Raw genomic sequence first — 23,461 nt, forward strand, 5'->3', positions numbered from 1 at the left:
GACTGGCCTTTATTCGATGATCATCAGTGGTGCGCCGAATTCGACGGGACCGCCGTCTTCGACCAGAATACGTTTGACCGTGCCTGCGCGGGGGGCCGGGATATGGTTCATTGTTTTCATGGCTTCAATGATCAGCAGGGTGTCACCTTCGGCGACGGTCTGACCGGCAGACACGAAGGGCTTTGCGCCTGGTTCTGCGGCCATGTAGATCGTGCCGACCATCGGCGATGTCACGGCACCAGGGTGCGCTGCGGGGTCCGACACCGCGGCCACGGGTGCAGCAGCAGGTGCGGGGCTGGCGGCGGACGTGACCTGCACGGGGGCGGGGGCCGCTGCGGGAGCCGCCGGCGCTGTCATACGGCTGACGCGCACGTTCAGGCTGTCGTTTTCTGCGTAATCCCGCTTGACCTGAAGCTCTGTCAGGTCGTTGGCGCGCAAAAGCTCTGCCAAGGCCTGGATAAAGCTGACGTCGCTATCCTGAGAAGTCTTGTTGCCCATGACCAAACTGTCCTTGCCTAATTCTACTTGATCGCGTGACGTTCCGTCACTGCATTGGCAAGACGTATAGGGCAAGGCGCGCGAGGGGGAAAGCGCAAGTGAAACGCTGTCTGCCGTTAAGTTCGATTAATAGCACCGATCGGCGCAAACACGCGCTGTCGGGGGCAGTGACCAGCGCGAGCAACAAGGTCGCATGGAGCGCCCGCGCTGATGATCCTGCAAATACGACTCTCCCTGCGTTTCAGCGCAGGCCCCGTTCAGATCGCGAGGTATTCCGCGCGCAGTTTTTCGTCATCCAGCACGTCTTGGGCCGATCCGTCATAGACAACGGTTCCGGTGTCCAGGATCACCGCGCGATCAGCCAGTTTCAGGGCGGCAACGGCGTTTTGTTCGACGATGACCGTCGTGATGCCCTGGTCACGGATGATGTTCAGTGTCTTGGCGATTTCCTGCACGATGACCGGGGCAAGACCCTCGTAGGGCTCGTCCAGCAACAACACCTTGATGTCGCGCGCCAGTGCGCGGGCGATGGCCAGCATCTGCTGTTCGCCGCCTGACAGGGTGACGCCCTCTTGCTTGCGGCGTTCCCGCAGGCGGGGGAACAGGTCATAGATGCGGTCCAGCGACCAACCGATCGGTGGGGCGATCTGCGCCAGTTGCAGGTTTTCCTCGACCGTCAGGCCCGCGATGATCCGACGGTCCTCTGGCACGAGCGCGATCCCGGCGGCGGCGGCCTGGTGGCTTTTCATCTGGTGCAGGGGTTGGTGGTCCAGCCAGATTTCGCCGTGCTTCAGTTCGGGATTGTCCAGCCGCGCGATGGCGCGCAGGGTCGATGTCTTGCCCGCGCCATTGCGGCCAAGCAAGGCGAGGATTTCGCCCTCGTGGATGTCAAAGCTGACATTCTGGACGATATAGCTTTCGCCGTAGTAAGCCTCGATTTCCCAGACACTGAGGAATTTCGGGCTGGTCGCTGCGTTGTTGCGGTTCTTGTCGAATGGGGCGTTCATCTCTGTTTCCTTCGCGGTGCCGCATTTTCGCGAAAATGCGGGCGGGTCCGATTTTTCGCGAAAAATCGGGGTGTCAGACCTGTGCTTCGCCAAGATAGGCTTCGCGGACCTTCGGGTGCCCCTTGATGTTTTCCGGGGTTTCCTCGACCAATGGCGTGCCTTGCGCCAGAACGGTGATCCGTTCGGCCAGGCTGAACACGACGTGCATGTCGTGTTCGATGATGCACATGGTGATGTTGCGCTTTTCCTTGATCTCTTTGAGCAGATCGATCGTGTTGTTGGTATCGGCCCGGGCCATGCCGGCAGTGGGTTCGTCCAGCAGCAGCAGCTTGGGTTCCTGCACCAGACACATCGCCATTTCCAGACGCCGCTTGTCACCGCGCGACAACGCAGAGGCCAGCATGTCGCGTTTGGCCAGCATGTTCACGTCGGCGAGGATCGCCTCGGCCTGCCCGATGATATCGCCCTCGTTCCTGACACTGCCAATGGCATGCATGCGGAACGCGCCGTCACGCCGGGCAAAACAGGGGATCATCACGTTTTCCATCACCGACAGATCGGCAAAGATTTCCGGCGTCTGGAACACCCGGCTGATGCCCATCTGGTTGATTTCATGCGGTTTGCGCCCCAGAACGCTTTGACCGTCGAACATGACAGAGCCGGAGTCCGGGATCAGCTTGCCCACCAGCACGTTCAGCAGTGTGGATTTCCCCGCACCGTTGGGGCCGATGATTGCATGTACGGTGTTTTCGGCCACGCTCAGGTTCACATCACCCAGCGCCTGCAAACCACCAAAGCGCTTGTTGACGCCTTTGACTTCGAGAATGCCCATGATCTTACTCCGCCGGGGTGTTGGTGTTGGCTGTGCCAGCCGTCGTCGCGTCGCTGTTTGACGACTTGGACTTGCGGCTGAACAATGCGCCCAGTTTCTGACCGCCCTGCACCAGACCACCGGGCAGGAAGATGACGACGACCATGAACAGAACGCCCAGTGTCAGGTGCCATCCCTTGCCCACGAAGGGGTACAGGATGTTGACCAGCAGGTTGTCCATCCAATCGGGCATGAACGCGAACCAGTTGTGCAGGATGTCGCTGTTGATCTTGGAAATGATGTTTTCCAGATACTTGATGATGCCTGCACCCAGGACCGGACCGATCAGCGTGCCGACGCCACCCAGGATCGCCATGACAACGATTTCACCGCTGGCCGTCCAGAACATCCGTTCCGCGCCGGTCAATGGGTCCATCGCGGACATCAGGCCACCAGCCACGCCAGCATACATCCCCGAGATCACAAAGGCCGCCAGCATGTAGGGTTTGGTGTTCATGCCGGTATAGCTCATGCGGGTCTGGTTCGACTTGATCGCGCGCAGCATCAGGCCAAAGGGCGACCGGAAAATGCGGATCGAGATGTAGAACCCGATGATCATGCAGATCGCCGAAAGGTAGTAGCCGTTCTGGAACACGAACTGCCAGCCGCCAACATTCCACGTGACCGAACTGTTCATCTCCAGGCCGAACAGATGCGGCACGATGGGATCACCCGCACGCATCAACACCTGTGGGTCGTCGGAATAGACCTGAAGCCCGGTTTCACCGTTCGTGATCGGTGACAGCACCGAATAGGCGAGGGCATAGGACATCTGCGCAAAGGCCAGTGTCAGGATCGAGAAATAGATGCCGGACCGACGCAGGCAGACATATCCGATCACCACCGCGAACAGCGCGGCCACGATCACAGAGGCCAGCATGGCGGGGACGATGTTGTAGCTGAGCAGCTTGAACATCCAGACGGCGGCATAGGAACCGACCCCCAGAAAGGCCGCATGGCCGAACGACAGGTATCCGGTGAGGCCGAACAGGATGTTGAACCCGACAGCCAGCAATCCAAAGATCACGAACCGTTGCATCAGGGCAGGATAGCCTGCGTTGAAACTTTCGCCCAATGCGCTGTCAACGGGAAACGGATTCAGCAGGATGGGTGCTGCAAGCGTCATGAAGATGACGATCATCAGCAATTTGAAATCGCGCGAATTCAGACCGAGCATGTCTTAGTCCTCCATCACGCCCTTGCGACCCAGCAGGCCGCGCGGACGCGTAAGTAGAATGATGATGGCAACGAGGTAGATGATGATCTGGTCCAGACCGGTGATCACGGTGCCTGCGAATGTGCCCTCAAGGCGCAGCAGTTCGACGAAATAGCCTTTGAACGCCGGGTTCGAGAAGAAGCTTTGCGTGATGCCCAGCAGGAAACCGGCCAGAACGGCACCCGGCAGCGAACCCATGCCGCCGACGACCACGACAACAAAGCTGAGGACGAGGAAATCCATGCCGATGTTGTAGTGAGGGGACAGGATCGGCGCATACATCATGCCGGCCAGACCCGCGACCGATGCCGCAAGGCCGAACATGAATGTGAACCGCTTGTCGATGTCGATGCCCAGCATGCCGACCGTTTCGCGGTCAGCCATACCGGCGCGGACCACCATGCCGAAGGTCGTGAACTGCAGGAACGCAAAGACGGCGGCGATGATTGCAGCAGAAAAGAAGAAGTAGACCAGACGCCAGGTCGGATAAGCGACAGCGCCTTCGCCAAGGCCGAGATAGCGACCCAGATCGACCGTGCCGACAAATGCGGACGGCATCGGCGTCTGGATCGGGTTGGCACCGTAAAATGCCTTGATGATCTCGCCGATGACGATCGCCAGACCAAATGTCACCAGGATCTGGTCCGCGTGCGGACGCTTGTAGAAATGCTTGATCAGGCCGCGTTCCATGCCCCAGCCGACCAGCAGCATCACGGGGATCGTCAGGAAAATCGCAAGCGGAACCGCCCAGTCCTGAATGGCCGCACCTGCGACAGGACCGAACCAGTCCTGTACATATGGCACCTGCATTTGCAACGGATTGCCCAGGAAATCGGTCTGGGTTTCATCCACGACGGTGCGCGACAGGCCGAGGATGCGCTGCATCGTGACAGCGCAGAAGGCACCGATCATGAACAATGCGCCATGCGCAAAATTGACCACGCCAAGGGTGCCGAAAATGAGGGTCAGACCAAGCGCGATCAGCGCATAGGCCGACCCCTTGTCCAGCCCGTTCAAGATTTGAAGGATAAAGGAATCCAAGTCACCACTCCTCAATGGTTACAGCAGGCCAGAGCGCCGCGTCAGGACAGATTGTTCAGAAGGCCGGGCAGTGCGGAATTTCCCCGGGGTGTGTGGGGCGGCACATCATGCGCCGCCCCGGATGGTGCGTTTATGCGCCCGGGTTGCATTCACCCAGCGCGCCACCGGCGAACATGGGGTGATCGGGTGCGTATTCGACCTGTGCGCGCGGCGTCTGCTCGACGATGCGCAGGGTGTCGTAGCCGACCATGTTGGCGTTGCCCGAGGGGCTTGCGACGCCTTCCATGACCAGAACGTCCTTGAAGCACTGGTGATCCGCGCCGCGGTACAGGACCGGACCGTTGCCCATGCCGTCGAATTCGTAGTCCTCGAGGGCCTCGACGACGGCGCAGGGGTTGAACGACCCTGCACGGGTGACGGCATCCGCATAGAGCATGATCTGCGTGTAGCAGGTATGCGCGGCATTCGACGGCGGGAAACCGTACTTTTCACCGAACGACCGCACGAATGCCTTTGTGCCTTCGTCTTCAAGCTGCCAGTTCCAGTTCATGGAGCCGAACACGCCTTCGATGTTCGATCCGGCACCCTTGGCCATCAGTTCCGAATAGAGCGGCACGATGATCTTGAAGTCCTTGCCGTTGACCTGACGATCCTTGAGGCCGAACTGAACGGCCTGTGTCAGGCTGTTGACCATGTCCCCACCGTAGTGGTTCAGGACCAGCGTATCCGCGCCAGAGTTCAGGATTGGTGCGATATAGGACGAGAAGTCACCGGCACCGACGGGTGTCAGCACGTTCTCGACGGTTTCCCAACCCAAGGCACCGGTCGAGGCAGCCATGGATTCCTGCTGCGTCCAACCCCAGTTGTAGTCGGCGGTCAGGTGATAGGCGCGACGATCCGCGCCGTATGCGTTGACCAGCACGGGGGCCAGCGCGGCACCGGACATGTAGCCGTTGAAGAAGTGACGGAAACCGTTGGCCTTGCGATCCTTGCCGGTGGTGTCGTTGGAATGGGTCAGACCCGCCATGAAGATGACGCCGGCCTCTTGGCACAGGCCCTGCACGGCAACTGCCACACCAGAGGACGAACCGCCGGTGATCATGATGCAGCCGTCCTTCTGGATCATCGACTGCGCGGATGCGCGGGCAACGTCAGATTTCGTCTGCGTGTCGCCGGTGACGAACTCGACTTTCTTGCCCATGATGCCCGTGCCGTCCAGAACCTTGGACGAGAAGGTGTTCATCATGCCGCCGTCACCCATGCCGTTCAGGTGTTCGACAGCCAGTTCCTGTGCGCGCAGCTCGTCCAGACCTTCTTCGGCATAAGGACCGGTTTGCGGCACGTTGAAACCCAGCGTGACCGTGTCGCCGGTCGGCGCATTGGTAAAGCCCTCGTGGGCGGCCGCACGCAGATACGTGGGCATCATCAGACCCGCGGTGCCCGCAACGGCACCGGTTTTCAGGACCCGACGGCGTGAATACGTCGTTTTCGTCATTAGATTCCTCCCTATGAACGCTGCCCGGACCCTCCCGTCTGGACAACTGCACTTTGGTCGTGCTGCCGTCAGTTTGCAGAAGGCCAACCTGTCAAACAACATTCCCTTGCGTCGCCTGGATGAATTTGTAAATTTGTAAACAGCGTCGCCACCTGTTGTGTAAATTGCATTTGCCAGCAGCAGATTAGGAATGAATTGGCATGGACAGGACGGGTGACAGAATCCGGGCGCGCCGGATGGATGCAGGTGTCGCACAACGCGACCTGGCGGCTGCGGTCGATATATCGGCCAGCTATCTGAACCTGATCGAACATGGCAAACGCCCCGTGGGCGGGCAGTTGTTGCGGCGGATCGCGGCGACCCTCGGGATTGATCTGGCCTTGTTGGAACGGCCTGCGGATCCGTCCTTGATCGACCGGTTGCTGGCGGCCTCGGCGCGGTTGCCGCAGGTTCCGACCGAGGTGGCGCAGGTCGAGGACCTGGCCGCCCGGTTCCCCGGCTGGACCGGGCTGATCACCGCGCAGGCGCAGGAAATCATGTCGCTGGATGACCGGCTTCAGATGTTGAATGACCGGCTGACCTACGATCCCGATCTGGCAAAGGCGCTGCACGGCGTCATCACCGCCGTGACGGCCATTCAATCGACTGCGACGATCCTGACGGGCGACGGTCCGGTCGATGCGGATTGGCAAGCGCGGTTCCATGCCAATATCCGTGACGACGCGGGCAAACTGGCGGCCACAAGCCGCGCACTGGTGGCCTATCTGGACGCGCCCGATGATCTGGAACGCACCCGCCTGTCGCCGCTGGAGGCGCGCGACGCGATATTGAATGCGTCGGGCTATCACCGGCCGCATCTCGAAGATCCCGCTCAGCTGGAGCCAGAGCCGCCGGCGCGGCAGGGGGTCGCGGATTTGCTGGCCCGGTATGACGAGGTCTATGCGGCCGATGTGGCGGCCTTGCCGATTGCATCCTTTGTCACGGCTGCCCGCGCGCTTGACTGTGATCCGGTCGGACTGGCGGCGCGTCTGGGGCAACCTCTGGACCGGGTGATGCGGCGACTGGCAAGCCTGCCTGCCAAGGCGGGCCTGCCGGATCACGGGTTGATGCAGGTCACGGCGTCCGGTGCGGTCCTGCTGCTGAAACAGGCTGCGGGTTTCGACATGACACGCGGCAGCGACTGTGCCTTATGGCCGGTCTATACCGCCCTGGGGCAGGCGGGGCGCTGTGTGACCGCGCGTGTGGCCGTGCACGGCCAGAACGACCGGCATCTGCAATGTCACGCGGTGGCCGTCGCCGCGCCCAACCCGCTGGGCCCGCATGCGCCACCGGTCATGACGTCGACGATGCTGGTGCGTTCACTGCCAGAGCCGCCTGACCCGCTGTCATTGCCGGTGGGATTGGCCTGCCGGATGTGCCCGCGTGACGACTGCGCGGCACGTCGTGAACCTGCGGTTCCGGCGACACAGCTGTGACAGCTGGGCTTTGACATGTGACGGGGCGCGGACAATAGTGTGCCGGGTGGCGCATCGGGGAGGGTGGGCCATGTATATGGCAAGCGACCACAGGGGGGACCGGGCGTTGGCAAAACGTGTCTTGTTGATCGAAGACGAGCCGAACATCATCGAGGCGCTCAGTTTCATCCTCAGCCGTGCCGGTTACACGGTCCACACGCACGAGGACGGGACGACCGCCATGGACAAGATCCGCAATCAGCGTCCCGACATGATCCTGCTGGACGTGATGCTTCCGGGGCGGTCAGGATTCGACATTCTGCGCGACTTGCGCGCGGACCCCAGCACCAGTGATCTGCCTGTCATGATGCTGACTGCGCGCGGTCAGGCCAAGGACAGGGCGCTGGCCGAGGCGCTGGGGGCGGACCAGTTCATGACCAAGCCCTTTGCCAATGACGAGGTCTGCGCGCAGGTCCGCGCCATGATCGGCGCATGACGCAGGACGGGCGCAAAGGACAACGTGGATTGTTCCTTGCGCGGGAACGCTACCGGCAAAGACGCTTGCGCGACGGGGCGCGGATGTTGCCGATCATCGGTTTCATCCTGTGGGTCCTGCCGATGTTGTGGGTGCGTGACGAGGGTGACCCGGGCGGATTGGCCGGAACGGTCGTTTATGTCTTTGTCGTCTGGATGGTGTTGATCGGGGTGGCCTTTGTCGTGGCACGGCGGATTGATACCACCGATGATGTCGAACCGTCCCCCGCACAGGAGGGGTCCGACTGATGTCGTTCAACGGGCTGGTGTTGGCGGCTGTCGTCTATGTCGCCTTCTTGTTCATTGTCGCAGCCCTGGCCGAACGGCAGGCGCGCCGTGGCAAGGGCGATTGGCTTCGGATGCCGCTGGTCTACACGCTGTCGCTGTCGATCTATTGCACGGCCTGGACGTTCTACGGCGCGGTCGGCTATGCCGCGCGGTCGGGTCTGGAATACGTGACCATCTACCTTGGTCCCTCGCTCGTGATGATCGGGTGGTGGTTGGTCCTGCGGCGTCTGGTTCGGATCGGGCGGGCGCAGCGGATCACGTCAATTGCTGACCTGATTTCGTCGCGTTTCGGCAAATCCACCACGCTGGGCATGATCGTCACGATCATGGCGATCATCGCGTCCACCCCCTATATCGCGCTGCAATTGCAGTCGGTCGTGCTGAGTTTTCAGGTCTTTGCCCAGGCGGGCGGCCAGAACTGGGGCTCCGCAGAGCTGGGCCGTGCCGCGATCATGGTGTCCACGGGGCTTGCGATTTTCACCATCCTGTTCGGCACCCGTCACGTCGATGCCAATGAACGCCAGCACGGTGTGGTGATTGCCATCGCCATCGAGGCCGTGGTCAAACTGGTGGCGCTGCTGGCCGTCGGGATCTTTGTCGTCTGGGGGCTGTCGGACGGCCCCGCCGCCACATTGGCCGCGATCGAGGCATCGCCGGTCGCGGACTGGACCCAGTCGGGCACGCGCTGGGCGGCGCTGATATTCCTGTCGGCAGCGTCCTTTCTGTGCCTGCCGCGCATGTTTCAGGTTCTGGTCGTCGAAAACGCGGACGAGCGGCACCTCAAGACGGCCTCATGGGCCTTTCCGTTCTATCTGGTGTTGATGAGCCTCTTTGTGGTGCCGATCGCCGTGACCGGATTGCAGGTCATGCCGCCGGGGTCCAACCCCGACCTGTTCGTGCTGACAGTGCCATTGGCCGAAGGGCAGACCAGTCTCGCCATCCTGTCGTTTCTGGGGGGATTTTCATCCGCGACCTCGATGGTGATCGTCAGCACCATCGCCCTGTCCACGATGGTGTCGAACCACGTCGTTCTGCCCGTCTGGATGCGCAGCCAGACCCAAGGGCGGGCGGTCATTTCCGGCGATGTGCGGTCCGTGGTCAAGATCACCCGCCGTTTGTCCATCGCCGGCATCCTCGCGCTTGGTTTCCTTTACTATCACCTGTCGGGTGGCGGGGCAGCACTTGCCGCGATCGGGCTGATCTCCTTTTCGGGGGTCGTGCAGGTTCTTCCGGCGCTGCTGGGCGGCATTTTCTGGCGCGGGGCGACGCGGACCGGGGCGATCCTGGGGCTGGTGTCGGGGTCGGTGCTGTGGCTGTGGACATTGTTCCTGCCCAGCTTTGGTCCCGATGCCGTCCTGTCAGCGCAGGTTCTGACCGATGGACCCTACGGGATCGGCTGGCTGCGCCCCGAGGCGATGTTCGGCATCGGCGGGATCGACCCGGTGCTGCACGGTCTGCTGTGGTCCTTGCTGGTCAATGCCAGTCTGTTCTTTCTGGGGTCGGTTTTCAGCTTTCCGGCACCGCTGGAACGGCTTCAGGGCGCGCAATTCGTCAATATTTTCGAAGGCCCGGGTGGCGAACGGACATGGACGCGATCCGCGGCCACCGCCGAGGACCTGTTGATCATGTCGCAACGCATCCTTGGCCCGCGAGAGGCGCAGGCGATTTTTCAGGCCGAGGCGGCGGCCCAGCAGAAATCCGGCTTCTTGCCGGATGTGTCACCGGCGTTCCTCGCGGCACTGGAACGCGAACTGTCGGGGTCGGTGGGCGCTGCCACGGCCCATGCGATGATCGGGCAGCTGACCGAAGGTGTCAGCGTTACAGTCGACGATCTGTTCGCGCTGGCGGATGAAACCGCGCAGATCCTCGAATATTCTGGCCAGCTGGAAGCCAAGAGCCGCCAGCAAGAGGAAACGGCACGCGCCTTGCGCGATGCAAACGCCAAGCTGATGGCGCTTTCGGTGCAAAAGGATGCGTTTCTGTCCCAGATCAGCCACGAGTTGCGGACGCCGATGACCTCGATTCGGTCGTTTTCCGATATTCTGATGCAACAGGACCTGAGCGCGGCGGACAGCCAGCGCATGGCGCGCATCATCAGTACTGAATCGCAACGGCTGACGCGTCTGCTGGACGATTTGCTGGATCTGGCCGTGCTGGAACATGGACAGGTCACCCTCAAGACTGACACAGGGGTGTTGGCCGACCTGCTGGATCAGGCGATTGCATCCGCCGGGGTCGCCGGGGATGATTTGACCATCAGGCGCAACCGAAAGGCGGAACAGGTCGTGCTGACCACCGACCTTGACCGGCTGGGGCAGGTGTTCATCAATCTGATCGCGAACGCGCGCAAATATTGTGACGCGCCGCAGCCGCGTCTGACCATCAAGGTCTGGCAGTCGCAGCATGGCACGGTTTTGGATTTCATCGATAACGGCAGCGGCATTGCACCCGCCGATGCGCAGGTGATCTTTGAAAAATTCTCGCGGTTGACGGATGCGGCGCGTGCAGGTGGTGCAGGGCTCGGCCTTGCGATCTGTCGCGAGATCATGACCCGTCTGGGTGGCGAAATCATGTATTTGCCCGGACAGGGCGGGGCGGCGTTCCGCGTGTCGCTGCCCGCGCAGGTCGCAATCGCCGCCCAATAGGTGCACTGCGGTTGAGGGAATGTTTACCTCTGCGGCGTTAGCTAAGCGCAACGAAACGCGGGGTGGCCAGTATGACGGGCGTGTTGCACAGGATGGTCCGGCGACAACAGACGGATGCGCCTGATGTGCCGCTGACGGCGACACGGGCGGTCAAACTGGCGGTGACGCGGGCCGCACAGTCCAGTGTCGGCCTCGTGGTCGACGTGACCGGGGTTGCGGATCGCACCTGTGATCTGGACGGTGTCACCGCCGACCTTGCCCCCGACACGCTGATGCTTGGCATTGAACGCGATGGCGCGTGTATCGGCATGATGGTCTGTGATGCCAGCCTGATTGCAGCCACGCTTGAGACGATCACGACCGGTGGGGTGTCTGCACAGCCTGCGCCCACGCGCGCGATCACCGAAACGGATGCGGATCTGGTTCGCCCGTTGTTGCAGGCGTTGCTGGATGATCTGGCCGCCACCACACCGGGGACGGTGCTGGATGGCTGGGCCGTCGGGTGTCGGCTGTCGGTGCGGTTTTGCGATACGCGGGCGGCCTGTTTCGCGCTGCGCGAACAATCCTACCGGATCATCGCCATCACGGTATCGGATCAGAAAACCGACCGTGCGCCTTGCGTATCCATCGCTTTGCCGGACACCGCTTGCCCAGTTCCTGATCGTGTGCCGCAATCGCAGGTCGCGGCTGACTGGGCCGACCGGTTGGCCGCGTCGGTCATGGGCGCGCCTGCGCGACTGGATGTGGTGGTGCACCGCATGCCTGTGCCGCTGCGCCGTCTGACATCGCTTGCCGTGGGCGATTGCCTGCCCTTGACCGGGTTTGCAGTCGGGTCCGTCCGGGTCGAGGCACCGGGCGGCCAGCTGGTTGCCACGGGCCGCCTGGGTCACGTCAGTGGTCGTATCGCGGTCAGGATCGCAGGTGATACACCGCCGCAGCTTGTGGATCTGCCGCATAATGCGCTGGCCCAACCCAAGGGAAGCACGGCAATTCGTGATGCGACCCTGATTGCCTGACCGTCAGGACAGCGTTTCGAGCTGGCTGCGCATGCCGTTCAGATCGTATCCCGCCTGCGCTGCGGCTGCGATGATGTCATCGACCGGCATCTTGCCTGCCTGTCCCAGCGCCCAGACGATGGTCGACCGGGTGCCGGATGCGCAATAGGCCAGCGTCTTGCCGGTGGCGGCCGCGTCGGACTGGGCATGCACCATATCCATGTTCAGCCCCTGATGCGTCACCGGGTTGACGACAAAGGTCATGCCAGCGGCTTCGACCGCGATCCGCATGGCCTCGGCCTGCAAGGGCGGCGGCACCTCGGCATCAGGGCGGTTACAGATGACCGTCGTGAAACCCTGTTGTGCGAGCGTTGCCGCATCGGCGGGCTCGATCTGGGGGGCGGCGGAATAGGCGGGTGTGATCTGATTGATTTGCATGCGGCGCAGACTACGCGCGGCCTGCGGCGCGGTCCAGTGGCAACAGGTCTGGCGCAGGGCGGCATGCAGGTTTAGCGTCGCGGGCATGATCATGGACGAAAACGCACTTGCGGCGGCTGCGACCGTTCTGCACGAAATGGGGGGCACCGTACGCCTGTCGGTGCTGTGTGCACTGCGTGGTGGGCCCCGGACGGTCAGCCAGTTGCAGGGGGCTGTGGATGTCCCGCAGGCGCTGGTGTCAAATCACCTGCGCCGCCTGCGCGCGGCCGGTCTGGTGCGGTCCGACCGCAGTCCGGACGACGCGCGCATCATTTTCTATTCCATCGCCGATGACCGGATCCATCGCGTGCTGGATGCGCTGTCGCTTTAGCCCAGCAGGATGCCGACCACGACCATCATCAGCCCCAGCATCGCGGAAAAGAACGCGCCCAGGTTGACCGGCATCATCGCACCGATGCGGGCGCGCAATTCCGTGTCAGTCAGATCGGCACGTTTTGCGCGTGCCACCATGATGATGGAATAGACCACGCCACACAGGCCCAACACCGATACGACTGCCCCGACCCAGATCAATGTTTGCATGACATACCCCATGATTGCGCCCCGATCCGCTAACCTGACACGGCGCACCTTGCAAGGGTTTGGCAGGCTCGCTAGGACATGCCCCTGACCCAGCCGCAGGAGTGTTCCGATGTCCGACAACGCCACCAACCCGACCGAAAACGTAGCCGGCGAGGAGCTGCGCCAGTTCATCGAACGCTACGAACGTCTGGAAGCAGAGAAAAAAGACATCGCTGACGGCCAGAAGGAAATCATGGCCGAGGCCAAGGGGCGTGGCTACGACGTAAAGGTGCTGCGCAAGATCGTGGCCATGCGCAAGCGCGACAAGGACGATCTGGCCGAAGAAGAGGCCGTGCTGGAAATGTACATGGCCGCGCTGGGCATGTCCTGAGGGCAAAACGCCCTATGTCTGACGCCAGATCAAAACTTGAGGCAGACCATGACAGCGACCAGTTCCTCCGGCCGGCAGTTGACCGACGCGAAAATCGCCCTTTTGGGTATAGGCAAGATCGCGCGCGATCAGCACATGCCCGCCATATCGGGCAGCAGTGCCTTTGACCTGGCCGCAACGGTCAGCCGTTCGGGCGGGGTGGACGACGTCGAAAACCATGGCGACATCGCAGAGCTGATCGACGCAAGGCCCGATATCGACATCTATAGCCTGACCATGCCCGCGATGCCGCGCTACGACATCGCGGTGAAATCGCTGATGGCGGGCAAACATACCATGCTGGAAAAACCCCCCGGTGCCACCGTCACCGAGGTGCAGAAGCTGGAAAAGCTGGCGCGCGCAAAGGGTGTCACACTCTACGCCTCCTGGCACCTGCGTCATGCGCCTGGCGTGGCTGCGGCCCGCGCCTGGCTGCGCGACCGCACGGTCAAGGGGATGCGGATCAACTGGCGCGAGGACGTGCACAACTGGCACCCGGGTCAGGACTGGATCTGGGAACCCGGCGGGCAGGGCGTTTTTGATACGGGTATCAATGCGCTGTCCTTGATGACGGAAATCCTGCCGAACCCCGTGCATCTGCGCGATTCCGTTCTGAAATACCCCGGCAACCGCGATATGCCGATTGCCGCCGATCTGACCTTTGTCGGGGCAGGTGGCATACAAGTGCAGGCACAGTTCGACTGGCGCCACGAGGATCCGCCCACCTGGGATATCGAGGTCGACACGACCGACGGCACGCTGAAACTGCTGGATGCCGCAACCAAGATGCTGGTCAACGGCCAGCCGCATGACGTGGCCGAACATGGTGAATACGAAGGTGTCTATCACCGCTTTGCCGAACTGATCGAAACCGGTCAGTCTGATGTCGATGTGGAACCGCTTCAGCATGTGGCGGATGCGATGATGCTGGCCCGCCGCGAGATCGTCGCGGATTTTCACCAAAAGGATTGATGCCACCGGTTTGACATTCCCCGCGTTCCGGCGCTGCATGGCACCGCAACAGGGAGAGTGGCGGATGCAAGGCGGTCAAGTGCGACTGGGTGTCGATATCGGCGGCACCTTTACCGATGTGGTGCTGGAAACCGCTGATCGTCGATATTCCACCAAGGTGCTGACGACCTATGCGGCACCAGAGGATGCGATCGTCGAAGGAATGCAGCGGGTCTGCGCGGATGCGGGCATTTCGCCCGCGCGGATCAGCCAGATCATTCACGGCACCACGCTTGCGACGAATGCGCTGATCGAACGGCGCGGCGCGAAAACGGCGCTGATCACGACGGCAGGGTTTCGCGACGTCATCGAGATGCGCAGCGAATCGCGGTTTGAACAATACGATCTGAACCTGAAGCTGCCCGCGCCGCTGCTGCCGCGCAATCGTCGCTACGTGGTGCATGAACGCATCGATGCGGATGGTGGTGTGCTGGTGCCGCTGGACCGCGACGCGGTCGCGGCCCTTGCGGATGAATTGCGCGATGCAGGGTATGACAGTGTCGCCGTCGGCCTGCTGCATTCCTATGTGAATGACGCGCATGAGACGCTGATCCGCGACGTGCTGGCGGAACGTATGCCTGCGGCGATGGTGTCGCTGTCGTCAGAGGTCAGCCCCCAGATGCGGGAATACGAACGGTTCAACACCACCGTCGCCAACGCCTATATCAAGCCGCTGATCAAATCCTACCTTGGTCGCCTGGCAGACAGTCTGCGCGCGGCCGGGGCGGATTGCCCGGTGTTCCTGATGCATTCGGGTGGCGGGATCATCGATTTGGCCACCGCGGCCGAATTTCCTGTCAGGCTGGTGGAATCCGGGCCTGCGGGCGGGGCGGTCTTTGCCGCCGATATCGCGGCGCGGCATGGGCTGGACCGGGTCCTGTCATTCGATATGGGCGGCACCACGGCCAAGATTTGCCTGATCCGCGACCAGACCCCGAAAACCGCCCGCGTGTTCGAGGTCGCACGCACCTACCGTTTCAAAAAGGGGTCGGGCATGCCCATTTCGATCCCCGTGATCGACATGGTCGAAATCGGTGCTGGTGGTGGATCGCTGGCCCATGTCGATGCGCTGCGCCAAATTCGCGTCGGTCCCGAAAGCGCTGGGTCCGAACCGGGTCCGGCGTGCTACGGTCGCGGCGGGCAGCGACCTGCCGTCACGGACGCCGACCTGATCTTGGGTAAACTGGACCCCGCCGGATTTGCGGGTGGTCGCATCCCGCTCGACCCCGCGCAATCAGCGCAGGCGCTGGACGCCGCCGTGGGTGCGCCACTCGACATGTCCGTTCAGGATGCGGCGCATGGGCTGGCCGAAGTCGTGGATGAAAACATGGCAAATGCCGCGCGTGTCCATGCTGTCGAAAACGGCGAGGATCTGGCAGGCTACACCATGATTGCCTTTGGTGGGGCAGCGCCACTGCATGCCGCGCGTTTGTGCGAAAAGCTGGGGATCGACCGCTGTCTGGTTCCCAGCGGTGCGGGTGTCGGTTCCGCCATCGGATTTTTGCGCGCGCCCTTCAGTTTCGAGGCAACGCGGTCGGTGTTCATGCGCCTGTCCGCGTTCGATGCGGCTGCGGTGGCAGGGATATTCGCCGATCTGACGGCGCAGGCGACGACCTTTGTCAGGTCTTGCGATGCAGACGCGCCGATCACCGCCGATTACAAGGTCTACATGCGCTACAGCGGGCAGGGCTGGGAAATCCCCGTGACGCTGCCCGCGCAGGATGCCGAACAGCCCGATCCTGACCGTTTCCTTGTGCTGTTCGAGGCGGCCTATGCGGCCCTGTTCAGTCGGACGGTCGCCGGGATGGAGGTCGAGATCACGGTCTGGGCCGTCAATGCCAACACGCCCAAGGCAGCCGTCGCCCCCGCAGCACCCGTGACGGTCGCACCACCTGTCGCAGCGCGCCTCCAGCGCGACCTGTTCGACGCGGCGCAGGGCATCAGCCAGACAGCCGGGGTGCATGCGCGCACAGACCTTGCGCCGGGGGCCACCGTCATCGGGCCCGCCGTCATCACCGAGGACGAAACCTCGATCATCGTGCCTGCCAGTCGCTGCGCTGTGGTGCTGTCCGACGGCTGTATCGCATTGCAACGCAAGGAGTGATCATGCCCGGTCAGGTTGCCTATCAGATCATGTGGAACCGCCTGATTTCCATTGTCGAGGAACAGGCGCAGGCCCTGGTGCGGACAGCCTTTAGCACCTCGGTGCGCGAGGCGGGCGATCTGTCGGCCGGGGTTTATGATGCCACGGGACAGATGCTGGCGCAGGCTGTCACCGGCACACCCGGCCACGTCAACGCGATGGCTGATGCGGTGCCCCATTTCATCCGCGACATCGGGTTGGACACCATGCGCCCGGGCGATGTCTATCTGACGAATGACCCGTGGAAAGGCACTGGTCATCTGCACGATATCACGGTCTGCACACCTGCGTTTCACAAGGATCGCCTGATCGGCTTTTTCGCCTGCACCGCCCATGTCACGGACATCGGCGGTCGCGGGTTCGGGGCCGATGCGGATTCGGTCTACGAAGAAGGGCTGCATCTGCCGATCATGCGGTTTGCGTCCGCCGGAACGGTTGATCCGACCCTGATCCAGATCATCCGCGCAAACGTGCGCGCACCCGATCAGCTGGTCGGTGATCTCTATGCGCTGGCGACCTGCAACGATATCGGCAGGGCACGCCTGACCGAGATGCTTGACGAATACGGGCTGGATGATCTGGACGGGATCAGCGACTTTATCCTCGATCATTCGCGCCGGGCGACACTGGACCGGATCGCGGCATTGCCACAGGGTCAAGCGGCCGCACACATGCGGATTGACGGCTATACCCGACCCGTCGACCTGCATGTCAGCGTGACCTTTGCCGGGGACCGGGTGCTGTGCGACTGGACCGGCACCAGCGGCCCCGATCCCAAGGGGATCAATGTGCCGATGGTCTATACCAAGGCCTATGCCTGCTATGCGCTGAAATGCGCCATCGCGCCGGATATTCCCAACAATGCCGCCAGCCTTGCGCCGTTCGAGGTGACCGCACCGCCGGGCACGATCGTAAACGCCCTGCATCCTGCGCCGGTGGCGCTGCGGCATGTGATCGGCCACCTGCTGCCGGATACGATCTTTGGGGCGCTTGATCAGTTGATGCCGGGCGTCGTTCCAGCCGAAGGCGCGGGCTGTCTGTGTAATTTCCAGATGTCGCTGCGGCCGCTTGCGGGAACCGGGGGCGCTGGCGATGCCGAGGTGCTGGTGTTCAATTCCGGCGGCACGGGCGCGCGTCCGACACTGGACGGGATGTCGGCCACGGCATTTCCATCCGGCGTCATGACCATGCCGGTCGAGGCGACCGAACAGGTCGGCCCGGTCATCATCTGGCGCAAGGAACTGCGTCCTGATTCCGGCGGGGCCGGGCAATATCGCGGCGGATTGGGGCAGGTGATGGAGGTCGGGCCGCGCGCGGGATACGACATGCATCTGTCGGCCATGTTCGACCGCGTCGCACATCCGGCACGCGGCCGACGCGGTGGTGCAGCGGGTGGGGCCACGACTGTGGCGCTAAGTGATGGCACGCCGCTGCGGGGCAAGGGACGACAGCACATCCCGGACGGCACCCGCGCGGTGATGGGGTTCCCCGGCGGGGGTGGCTATGGCGACGCCGCTGCGCGCGATGCAGATGCGGTCCGCCGCGATCTGGCGCTGGGCTATATCACGCCAGAGGTGGCACAGCGCGATTATGGCCTGTCCGCGCATGACGTGCAGGCCGTTCTGGCGGCCAGTGTGCAGGGCGACGAAGGAGCAGGATCATGAACCTGAAACCAAACGCATTTCTGGCTGCGATCCGCTCGGGCAAGCCGCAAATCGGGATCTGGGTCTCGCTTTGCCATGCCGGCGCCGCCGAGGTGATCGCCGGTGCCGGGTTTGACTGGGCCGTTCTGGATATGGAACACGCGCCAACGTCGCTGGGCGATGTGATGCATCAGCTGCAGGTCTTTGCCGGCTACACGACGACACCGATGGTGCGCCCGGATTGGAACGACCCGGTCAAGGTCAAGCGGTTGCTGGATCTGGGTGCGCCTGCGTTGTTGTTCCCGATGGTTCAATCGGAACAAGAGGCGCGTGCGGCGGTCGCCGCTTGCCGTTATCCGCCAAGGGGGATCAGGGGCTTTGCGGGTGGCACCCGCGCGAACGGCTATGGTCGGATCAGCGACTACCTCGACCGGGTCGAGGCAGAGACGGCGATCATCGTGCAGGTTGAATCGCGTCAGGCACTGGCGGACGCCGTGGCGATCGGCACGGTCGACGGTGTGGACGGCGTGTTTTTCGGGCCGGCAGATATCGCAGCCGATCTGGGTCTGCCGGGCCAGCCGATGGCCCCCGCCGTGTGGGACGCGATCAGACCGGCCGCGGCTGCGCTGATGGCGGCCGGTGTGCCCGTAGGAACATTGGTACAGGACGTCACCTTTGCCCGGTCACTCTTGGCTGATGGGTTTACCTTTGTCGCTTGTGGCATCGACGCCACGCTGCTGGCGCGTGCCTCTGACGATCTGCTGGCCGGCATGCGCGCGCCATGACACCTGTCCTGTGGTCGTTTCGGCGGTGTCCCTATGCCATGCGTGCGCGGCTCGCGATCGCAGCCGCGAGGCAGGTCGTCGAAACGCGCGAGATATTGCTGCGCGACAAACCCGACGCCTTCTTGGCGGTCTCACCCTCGGCCACGGTGCCGTGCCTCGTCTTGGCCAACCGCGTGATCGACGAAAGCCGCGACATCATGGTCTGGGCCTTGCAGCAGCATGATCCGCAGGATTGGCTGGATATGCCGGCAGAGGGCCATGACCTGATTGCGCGCAATGACGGGCCGTTCAAACAGGCCCTCGACCGCACGAAATACGCAAACCGCTACCCTGACAGCGATCCGTATCAGCAACGCGAGATCGCGGCTGAAATCCTGCATGACCTGAACAGGCGGTTACAGGCCGGTTGGCTGTTTGGCCGGGTGACATTGGCCGATATTGCGATCCTGCCGTTCGTGCGTCAGTTCGCACAGATTGATCGGACCTGGTTTGATGCACAGGATTGGCCTGATCTGCGGGCGTGGCTGGATGTGTTTACACAGTCGCAAGATTTTGCCCGCATCATGACGCGCAGACCGATCTGGTCGCCAGACGTCCGGTCCTGACCGCGCACAGCCGCGGATTTGGGGTGCGCATCACGCTTGCGCGATCTGGGCGTGACACTATGGTGATCATGAAAACAGAAATACAAAGGGATTTTCCGTGATGAAAATGACGACCTTGGCCGCGACAGTGGCTCTGATGCTTCCGACCTTGGCCCAGTCCCAGGGGTTGATCGTGACCGAACCAGCGGCACCGCCTGCGCCAGTAATTGATCCGATGACCCCCGCGCTGACGACGGGTCAGGGACTGTCAACCGGTGCGATCCTGGGAATCGGTGCTGGTATGGTGGGCTTGTTCGCCCTTCTTTCATCGGATGACGACGAAGGTGCAGCGACGCCCGATACCAACTGAGACACCGTTTTTGATACAGATACCGCCCCACATCTGGCAGCGGCCACAGCCTTTGTGCCTGAATTTAGGGCAGTTCCTGGATATAGGCCTAGTCGCGATCTTTTGTTGGCGGTCTGGTCACCATCCGAGATTAATCTTGAAAACAAGGCGTGGAAGCGGTAACCGATTGTTGATTGAAACCGTTGACGCTACGTCGTTTGACATGAACGCACGCGTTGCGCACATTTGGGGATATATAAAATGAAAAAAATCATTCTTGCACTGACCATCGCTGCGACAATGCCGATGGCCGCATCTGCCCAAGACAGCATTGCCGTTCCCGGCCTGTCGACGAACATCCCGACCGTCGTGCCATTTCTGACACTGATGGGCGCAGTCTTCATCATTGGTGCGACCAATGATGGCGACAACGATGGTGCGACCTCGGACACCACCACCAACTAATCACCGGCTGGTTCCGCCCGCCTATGCCGATCTGGTATTTCGCGCGGGACCAGCATGTCACACGCCTGTTATTCGGTGCGTGTTAAGTCCTGTTATGAATTGTTTTTCTGCGTAAGTTTTTGGGTTGTGATTACACGGCCGTCATAATCTGTGTCTTGCGCCGATGGTGCTGGTACGGCTAGTCGAAGTTTCGGGGGCAATTTTGGTCGAGATTAGACAATTTACGTCTTTGCGGCACGACCATGATGCCGTGCCAGAGACGAAACCTGCGTCCCCCAAGCTTGGTTTTGCCGTCTTCAAGCGTTGCTTTGATATTGTGATATCATCAATCCTTTTGGTGCCATTGGTGTTGGTGGCCATCACGCTGTTGATCATCAACAGGTTCTACAATCCGGGGCCCCTGTTTTACGTTCAGGACCGCATGGGTCAGGGGTGCGTGCCGTTTCGTGCCTACAAATTCCGCTCCATGCTCTGCGCTGAAAATATCCGGCGCGGTGCGTTCGACGATCTTGAGGTGTCGCGGATCACGCCGTTGGGGCGTCTGCTGCGCAAATGTCGTGTAGACGAGCTGCCGCAGGTCTGGAATGTGCTGATCGGCAACATGAGCCTGATAGGCCCGCGCCCCGATTTTATCGACCATGCCTGCATCTATGTCGATACCGTGCCGGGATACCGCGCGCGCCACGCTGTCAAACCGGGCATCACGGGCCTGGCCCAGACCGAAGTCGGCTATGTCGACGGGCGCGAAGGATTGGACCGCAAGGTCGCGGCCGATCTGACCTATATCCGTGACCGGTCTGTCACGCTGGATCTGTGGATTACATGGCGCACCATCGTCACCGTGTTTACGGGCAAGGGCAGCTGAACCCAGCCAGACAGGGGTCTGGCGCGGGTTGGTATCCCGCTATTTGCGGGCGCGTCTGCGTCTGCGGCCCTGATCGTCGACACTTCCGCCACCCCCAAGGTTGAAACTGACTGATGGCAGCGTGGTCACGCTGGCAAGATGGGGGAATGGATCGGTGGCGTGGGGAATGGCGTTTGCATTGACAAAATGCTCCTGAAATTTCGGAGCAATCGCCGTTTCGACCTTGGTGATCTGGCGCACGGTTGCTGCAATGTCGCGGCGGGCGGTCACGGAACACAGCGCAATGCGTGCGCCTGTGCCAGCCGCGTTGCCTGCACTGCGCACATTCGCCAGCGGCGCATCCGGGATCATCCCCAGCACCATCGCATGTTTCGGGCTGATATGCGCGCCAAAGGCACCCGCCAGCGTGATGCGGTCGACATGATCGACACCCATTTCATCCATGAGCAGCCGCGCCCCGGCATAAAGCGCCGATTTTGCCAGCTGGATCGCGCGGATATCGCCCTGCGTCACGGCAATCAACGGGCCGCCATCGGCGGTGCCGTCGTGCAGGACGTAGGAATGTGTGCGCCCGGCGACGATACAGCGTGACGTGCCGGTCTGGTCGGGCGAACCGATCAGACCCTTGTCGTCCAGCAGGCCGGCCATGCGCATTTCGGCGACGGCTTCGATAATGCCGGACCCGCAGATCCCCGTGATCTGCGGCGTGCCGAAATCGGGATCATTTGACCAGCTGTCGCTGCCGATGATCTTGAACCGGGGTTCCTTGGTCGCGGGGTCGATTTCAACGCGTTCGATGGCACCGGGGGCGGCGCGCTGACCGGAACTGATCTGCGCACCCTCAAAGGCGGGACCTGTGGGGGACGAACAGGCCAGAACGCGGCTTTTGTCGCCCAGCAGGATTTCCGCATTGGTGCCCACGTCGACGATCAGCACGAGGTCGTCGGATTTGCCGGGTTCCTCTGACAGTGCGACGGCTGCGGCATCGGCACCGACGTGACCTGCGATACATGGCAGGATGAACACCTGTGCTGCGTCATTCATTCGGGTCAGGTCCAGATCGCGCGCGGGCAGACCCATCGCATCCGATGTGGCCAGTGCAAACGGGGCCTGGCCTAACTCCACGGGGTCCACCCCGATCAACAGGTGGTGCATCACCGGGTTGCAGACGAACACGGCCTCCATGATCTGGTCGGGGGTGATGCCGGCCTCTGCCGCGATATCCACGGTCAGGTCATTGATGGCGGCGCGCACGGCTGCCGTCATTTCGACCTCACCGCCGGGATTCATCATCGCATAGCTGACGCGGCTCATGAGATCCTCGCCAAAGCGGATCTGCGGGTTCATCACACCTGCACTAGCGGCGACCTGACCGTTGCGCAGGTCGCACAGGTGGGCTGCGATGGTGGTGGACCCAAGGTCGATGGCAAGCCCGTAGATCCGACCTTCGTGGAAACCGGGATAGACGTCGATCACCTGATGACGACCGTCCAGCGACCCGCGATGCAGGGCGACCGTGACCTCCCAGTTGCCCTTGCGCAGGACCTTTTGCAGCTTGGTCAGCACGGGCAGGGGGGCATGCACATCCGTGATCCCCCATTCATCACGCAGGGCCGCTGCCAGCCTTTCCAGATCGCCAGAGGGTTCGTGCATGTCCGGTTCCTGCACCTTGACGAACAAGAGCTTGGTTGCGGGGTCCATGACGATGTCGCGCACGGCGGCGGCCTTGCGGACGACCTGGCGGTGGACCTGGCTTTCGGGGGGGACGTCGATCACGATGTCGCCCTGGACGGTGGCCTGACAGCCCAGACGGCGACCGTCCTTTAGCCCGCGGATGTCGTCATACCGCTGTTCCACACTGTTCCAGTCTGACAGCGCGCCCTCGCGTACCGTCACGCCATGCTTGGAAAATTCGCCATAGGACGGTGCGACCTGACATTTCGAACAGATGCCGCGTCCGCCGCAAACGCTGTCCAGATCGACGCCCAGCTGGCGGGCCGCCGTCAGAACAGGGGTCCCCACGGGAAACCGTCCGCGCTTGCCCGAAGGCGTGAAAATAACAAGTGGATCGGTGGTCATGTCCGGATGCCTTTGCTGTGTTGCGCGCACACTAGCCATTTTGCGCCGAGGTAAAAGGGCGGGG

At 62.1% G+C, this 23,461-nt stretch carries 24 protein-coding genes; 15 read left to right on the plus strand and 9 right to left on the minus strand.

Annotation, left to right across the window (positions count from 1 at the left end; all coding sequences use genetic code 11):
- Positions 1–9: 9 nt before the first annotated feature.
- The 6 genes from accB to AN189_RS03635 form a co-directional block, all read right to left on the minus strand.
- Positions 10–498 carry an acetyl-CoA carboxylase biotin carboxyl carrier protein gene (gene accB / locus AN189_RS03610; protein WP_056031185.1) on the minus strand — a complete coding sequence of 163 codons (489 nt, stop codon included), beginning with the start codon at positions 496–498 and terminating at the stop codon, positions 10–12.
- A 257-nt stretch (positions 499–755) separates the two neighbouring features.
- Entirely contained in the window at positions 756–1,505 is a 750-nt protein-coding gene (locus AN189_RS03615) for an ABC transporter ATP-binding protein (protein WP_056031188.1), read from the minus strand.
- A gap of 73 nt (positions 1,506–1,578) precedes the next feature.
- Positions 1,579–2,337 (minus strand): ABC transporter ATP-binding protein, encoded by a 759-nt coding sequence (locus AN189_RS03620; protein WP_056031192.1) that lies wholly within the window; start codon positions 2,335–2,337, stop codon positions 1,579–1,581.
- Positions 2,338–2,341: 4 nt separating this feature from the next.
- The gene (locus AN189_RS03625; RefSeq protein WP_056031195.1) at positions 2,342–3,553 is read right to left on the minus strand and encodes a branched-chain amino acid ABC transporter permease; all 1,212 of its coding nucleotides are present in this window, start codon (positions 3,551–3,553) and stop codon (positions 2,342–2,344) included.
- A 3-nt stretch (positions 3,554–3,556) separates the two neighbouring features.
- Entirely contained in the window at positions 3,557–4,633 is a 1,077-nt protein-coding gene (locus AN189_RS03630) for a branched-chain amino acid ABC transporter permease (protein ID WP_056031198.1), read from the minus strand.
- 130 nt (positions 4,634–4,763) lie between these two features.
- Positions 4,764–6,128 carry a substrate-binding protein gene (locus AN189_RS03635; protein WP_056031201.1) on the minus strand — a complete coding sequence of 455 codons (1,365 nt, stop codon included), beginning with the start codon at positions 6,126–6,128 and terminating at the stop codon, positions 4,764–4,766.
- 200 nt (positions 6,129–6,328) lie between these two features.
- Here AN189_RS03635 and AN189_RS03640 point away from each other — a divergent pair, with 200 nt between their 5' ends.
- From AN189_RS03640 to AN189_RS03660, 5 genes are all read left to right on the plus strand, one after another.
- Positions 6,329–7,603: a helix-turn-helix transcriptional regulator gene (locus AN189_RS03640; protein WP_056031204.1), complete on the plus strand. Its 1,275-nt coding sequence runs from the start codon at positions 6,329–6,331 to the stop codon at positions 7,601–7,603.
- Between the two features lie 106 nt (positions 7,604–7,709).
- A complete protein-coding gene (locus tag AN189_RS03645) occupies positions 7,710–8,078 on the plus strand; it encodes a response regulator transcription factor (RefSeq protein WP_056032104.1) in 369 nt (122 codons plus the stop codon).
- On the plus strand, positions 8,075–8,365 hold the full coding sequence (locus AN189_RS03650) for a hypothetical protein (RefSeq protein ID WP_056031207.1): 291 nt from the start codon (positions 8,075–8,077) through the stop codon (positions 8,363–8,365). The genes AN189_RS03645 and AN189_RS03650 overlap by 4 nt, the downstream gene beginning before the upstream one ends.
- Positions 8,362–11,049, plus strand: a complete 2,688-nt coding sequence (locus tag AN189_RS03655; RefSeq protein WP_056031209.1) for an ATP-binding protein — start codon at positions 8,362–8,364, stop codon at positions 11,047–11,049. The genes AN189_RS03650 and AN189_RS03655 overlap by 4 nt, the downstream gene beginning before the upstream one ends.
- 92 nt (positions 11,050–11,141) lie before the next feature.
- Positions 11,142–12,065 carry a FliM/FliN family flagellar motor switch protein gene (locus tag AN189_RS03660; protein ID WP_216597719.1) on the plus strand — a complete coding sequence of 308 codons (924 nt, stop codon included), beginning with the start codon at positions 11,142–11,144 and terminating at the stop codon, positions 12,063–12,065.
- A gap of 3 nt (positions 12,066–12,068) precedes the next feature.
- Here AN189_RS03660 and AN189_RS03665 read toward each other — a convergent pair whose 3' ends face one another.
- Positions 12,069–12,569, minus strand: a complete 501-nt coding sequence (locus AN189_RS03665) for a TIGR01244 family sulfur transferase (protein ID WP_367379428.1) — start codon at positions 12,567–12,569, stop codon at positions 12,069–12,071.
- A 4-nt stretch (positions 12,570–12,573) separates the two neighbouring features.
- Between AN189_RS03665 and AN189_RS03670 the strand changes: the two genes are divergently transcribed.
- On the plus strand, positions 12,574–12,852 hold the full coding sequence (locus AN189_RS03670; RefSeq protein ID WP_056031213.1) for a helix-turn-helix transcriptional regulator: 279 nt from the start codon (positions 12,574–12,576) through the stop codon (positions 12,850–12,852).
- Here AN189_RS03670 and AN189_RS03675 read toward each other — a convergent pair.
- Positions 12,849–13,064: a hypothetical protein gene (locus tag AN189_RS03675; RefSeq protein WP_056031216.1), complete on the minus strand. Its 216-nt coding sequence runs from the start codon at positions 13,062–13,064 to the stop codon at positions 12,849–12,851. The genes AN189_RS03670 and AN189_RS03675 overlap by 4 nt on opposite strands.
- 109 nt (positions 13,065–13,173) lie before the next feature.
- Between AN189_RS03675 and AN189_RS03680 the strand changes: the two genes are divergently transcribed.
- The 9 genes from AN189_RS03680 (at position 13,174) to AN189_RS03720 (ending at position 21,318) form a co-directional block, all read left to right on the plus strand.
- On the plus strand, positions 13,174–13,434 hold the full coding sequence (locus AN189_RS03680) for a DUF2312 domain-containing protein (protein WP_056031219.1): 261 nt from the start codon (positions 13,174–13,176) through the stop codon (positions 13,432–13,434).
- A gap of 78 nt (positions 13,435–13,512) precedes the next feature.
- Positions 13,513–14,445: a Gfo/Idh/MocA family protein gene (locus AN189_RS03685; protein WP_253279541.1), complete on the plus strand. Its 933-nt coding sequence runs from the start codon at positions 13,513–13,515 to the stop codon at positions 14,443–14,445.
- 37 nt (positions 14,446–14,482) lie between these two features.
- On the plus strand, positions 14,483–16,588 hold the full coding sequence (locus tag AN189_RS03690) for a hydantoinase/oxoprolinase family protein (RefSeq protein ID WP_253279542.1): 2,106 nt from the start codon (positions 14,483–14,485) through the stop codon (positions 16,586–16,588).
- 2 nt (positions 16,589–16,590) lie between these two features.
- The gene (locus tag AN189_RS03695) at positions 16,591–18,291 is read left to right on the plus strand and encodes a hydantoinase B/oxoprolinase family protein (RefSeq protein ID WP_056031230.1); all 1,701 of its coding nucleotides are present in this window, start codon (positions 16,591–16,593) and stop codon (positions 18,289–18,291) included.
- Positions 18,288–19,055, plus strand: coding sequence for an HpcH/HpaI aldolase/citrate lyase family protein (locus tag AN189_RS03700; RefSeq protein WP_056031232.1), 768 nt, complete (start codon positions 18,288–18,290; stop codon positions 19,053–19,055). Before AN189_RS03695 ends, AN189_RS03700 begins: the two co-directional genes overlap by 4 nt.
- The gene (locus tag AN189_RS03705; RefSeq protein WP_056031236.1) at positions 19,052–19,660 is read left to right on the plus strand and encodes a glutathione S-transferase; all 609 of its coding nucleotides are present in this window, start codon (positions 19,052–19,054) and stop codon (positions 19,658–19,660) included. The genes AN189_RS03700 and AN189_RS03705 overlap by 4 nt, the downstream gene beginning before the upstream one ends.
- 100 nt (positions 19,661–19,760) lie before the next feature.
- Positions 19,761–20,009, plus strand: a complete 249-nt coding sequence (locus tag AN189_RS03710; RefSeq protein ID WP_056031238.1) for a hypothetical protein — start codon at positions 19,761–19,763, stop codon at positions 20,007–20,009.
- A gap of 240 nt (positions 20,010–20,249) precedes the next feature.
- Complete coding sequence (locus AN189_RS03715) at positions 20,250–20,453, plus strand: hypothetical protein (protein WP_056031242.1); 204 nt, start codon at positions 20,250–20,252, stop codon at positions 20,451–20,453.
- A 163-nt stretch (positions 20,454–20,616) separates the two neighbouring features.
- Entirely contained in the window at positions 20,617–21,318 is a 702-nt protein-coding gene (locus AN189_RS03720; protein WP_083484239.1) for a sugar transferase, read from the plus strand.
- 39 nt (positions 21,319–21,357) lie between these two features.
- On the opposite strand, the gene AN189_RS03725 is transcribed toward AN189_RS03720, so the two are convergent.
- Positions 21,358–23,397, minus strand: a complete 2,040-nt coding sequence (locus AN189_RS03725) for an ASKHA domain-containing protein (protein ID WP_056031244.1) — start codon at positions 23,395–23,397, stop codon at positions 21,358–21,360.
- Positions 23,398–23,461 lie beyond the last annotated feature (64 nt).

Source organism: Loktanella sp. 3ANDIMAR09 (assembly GCF_001420005.1).
Lineage (GTDB): Bacteria > Pseudomonadota > Alphaproteobacteria > Rhodobacterales > Rhodobacteraceae > Loktanella.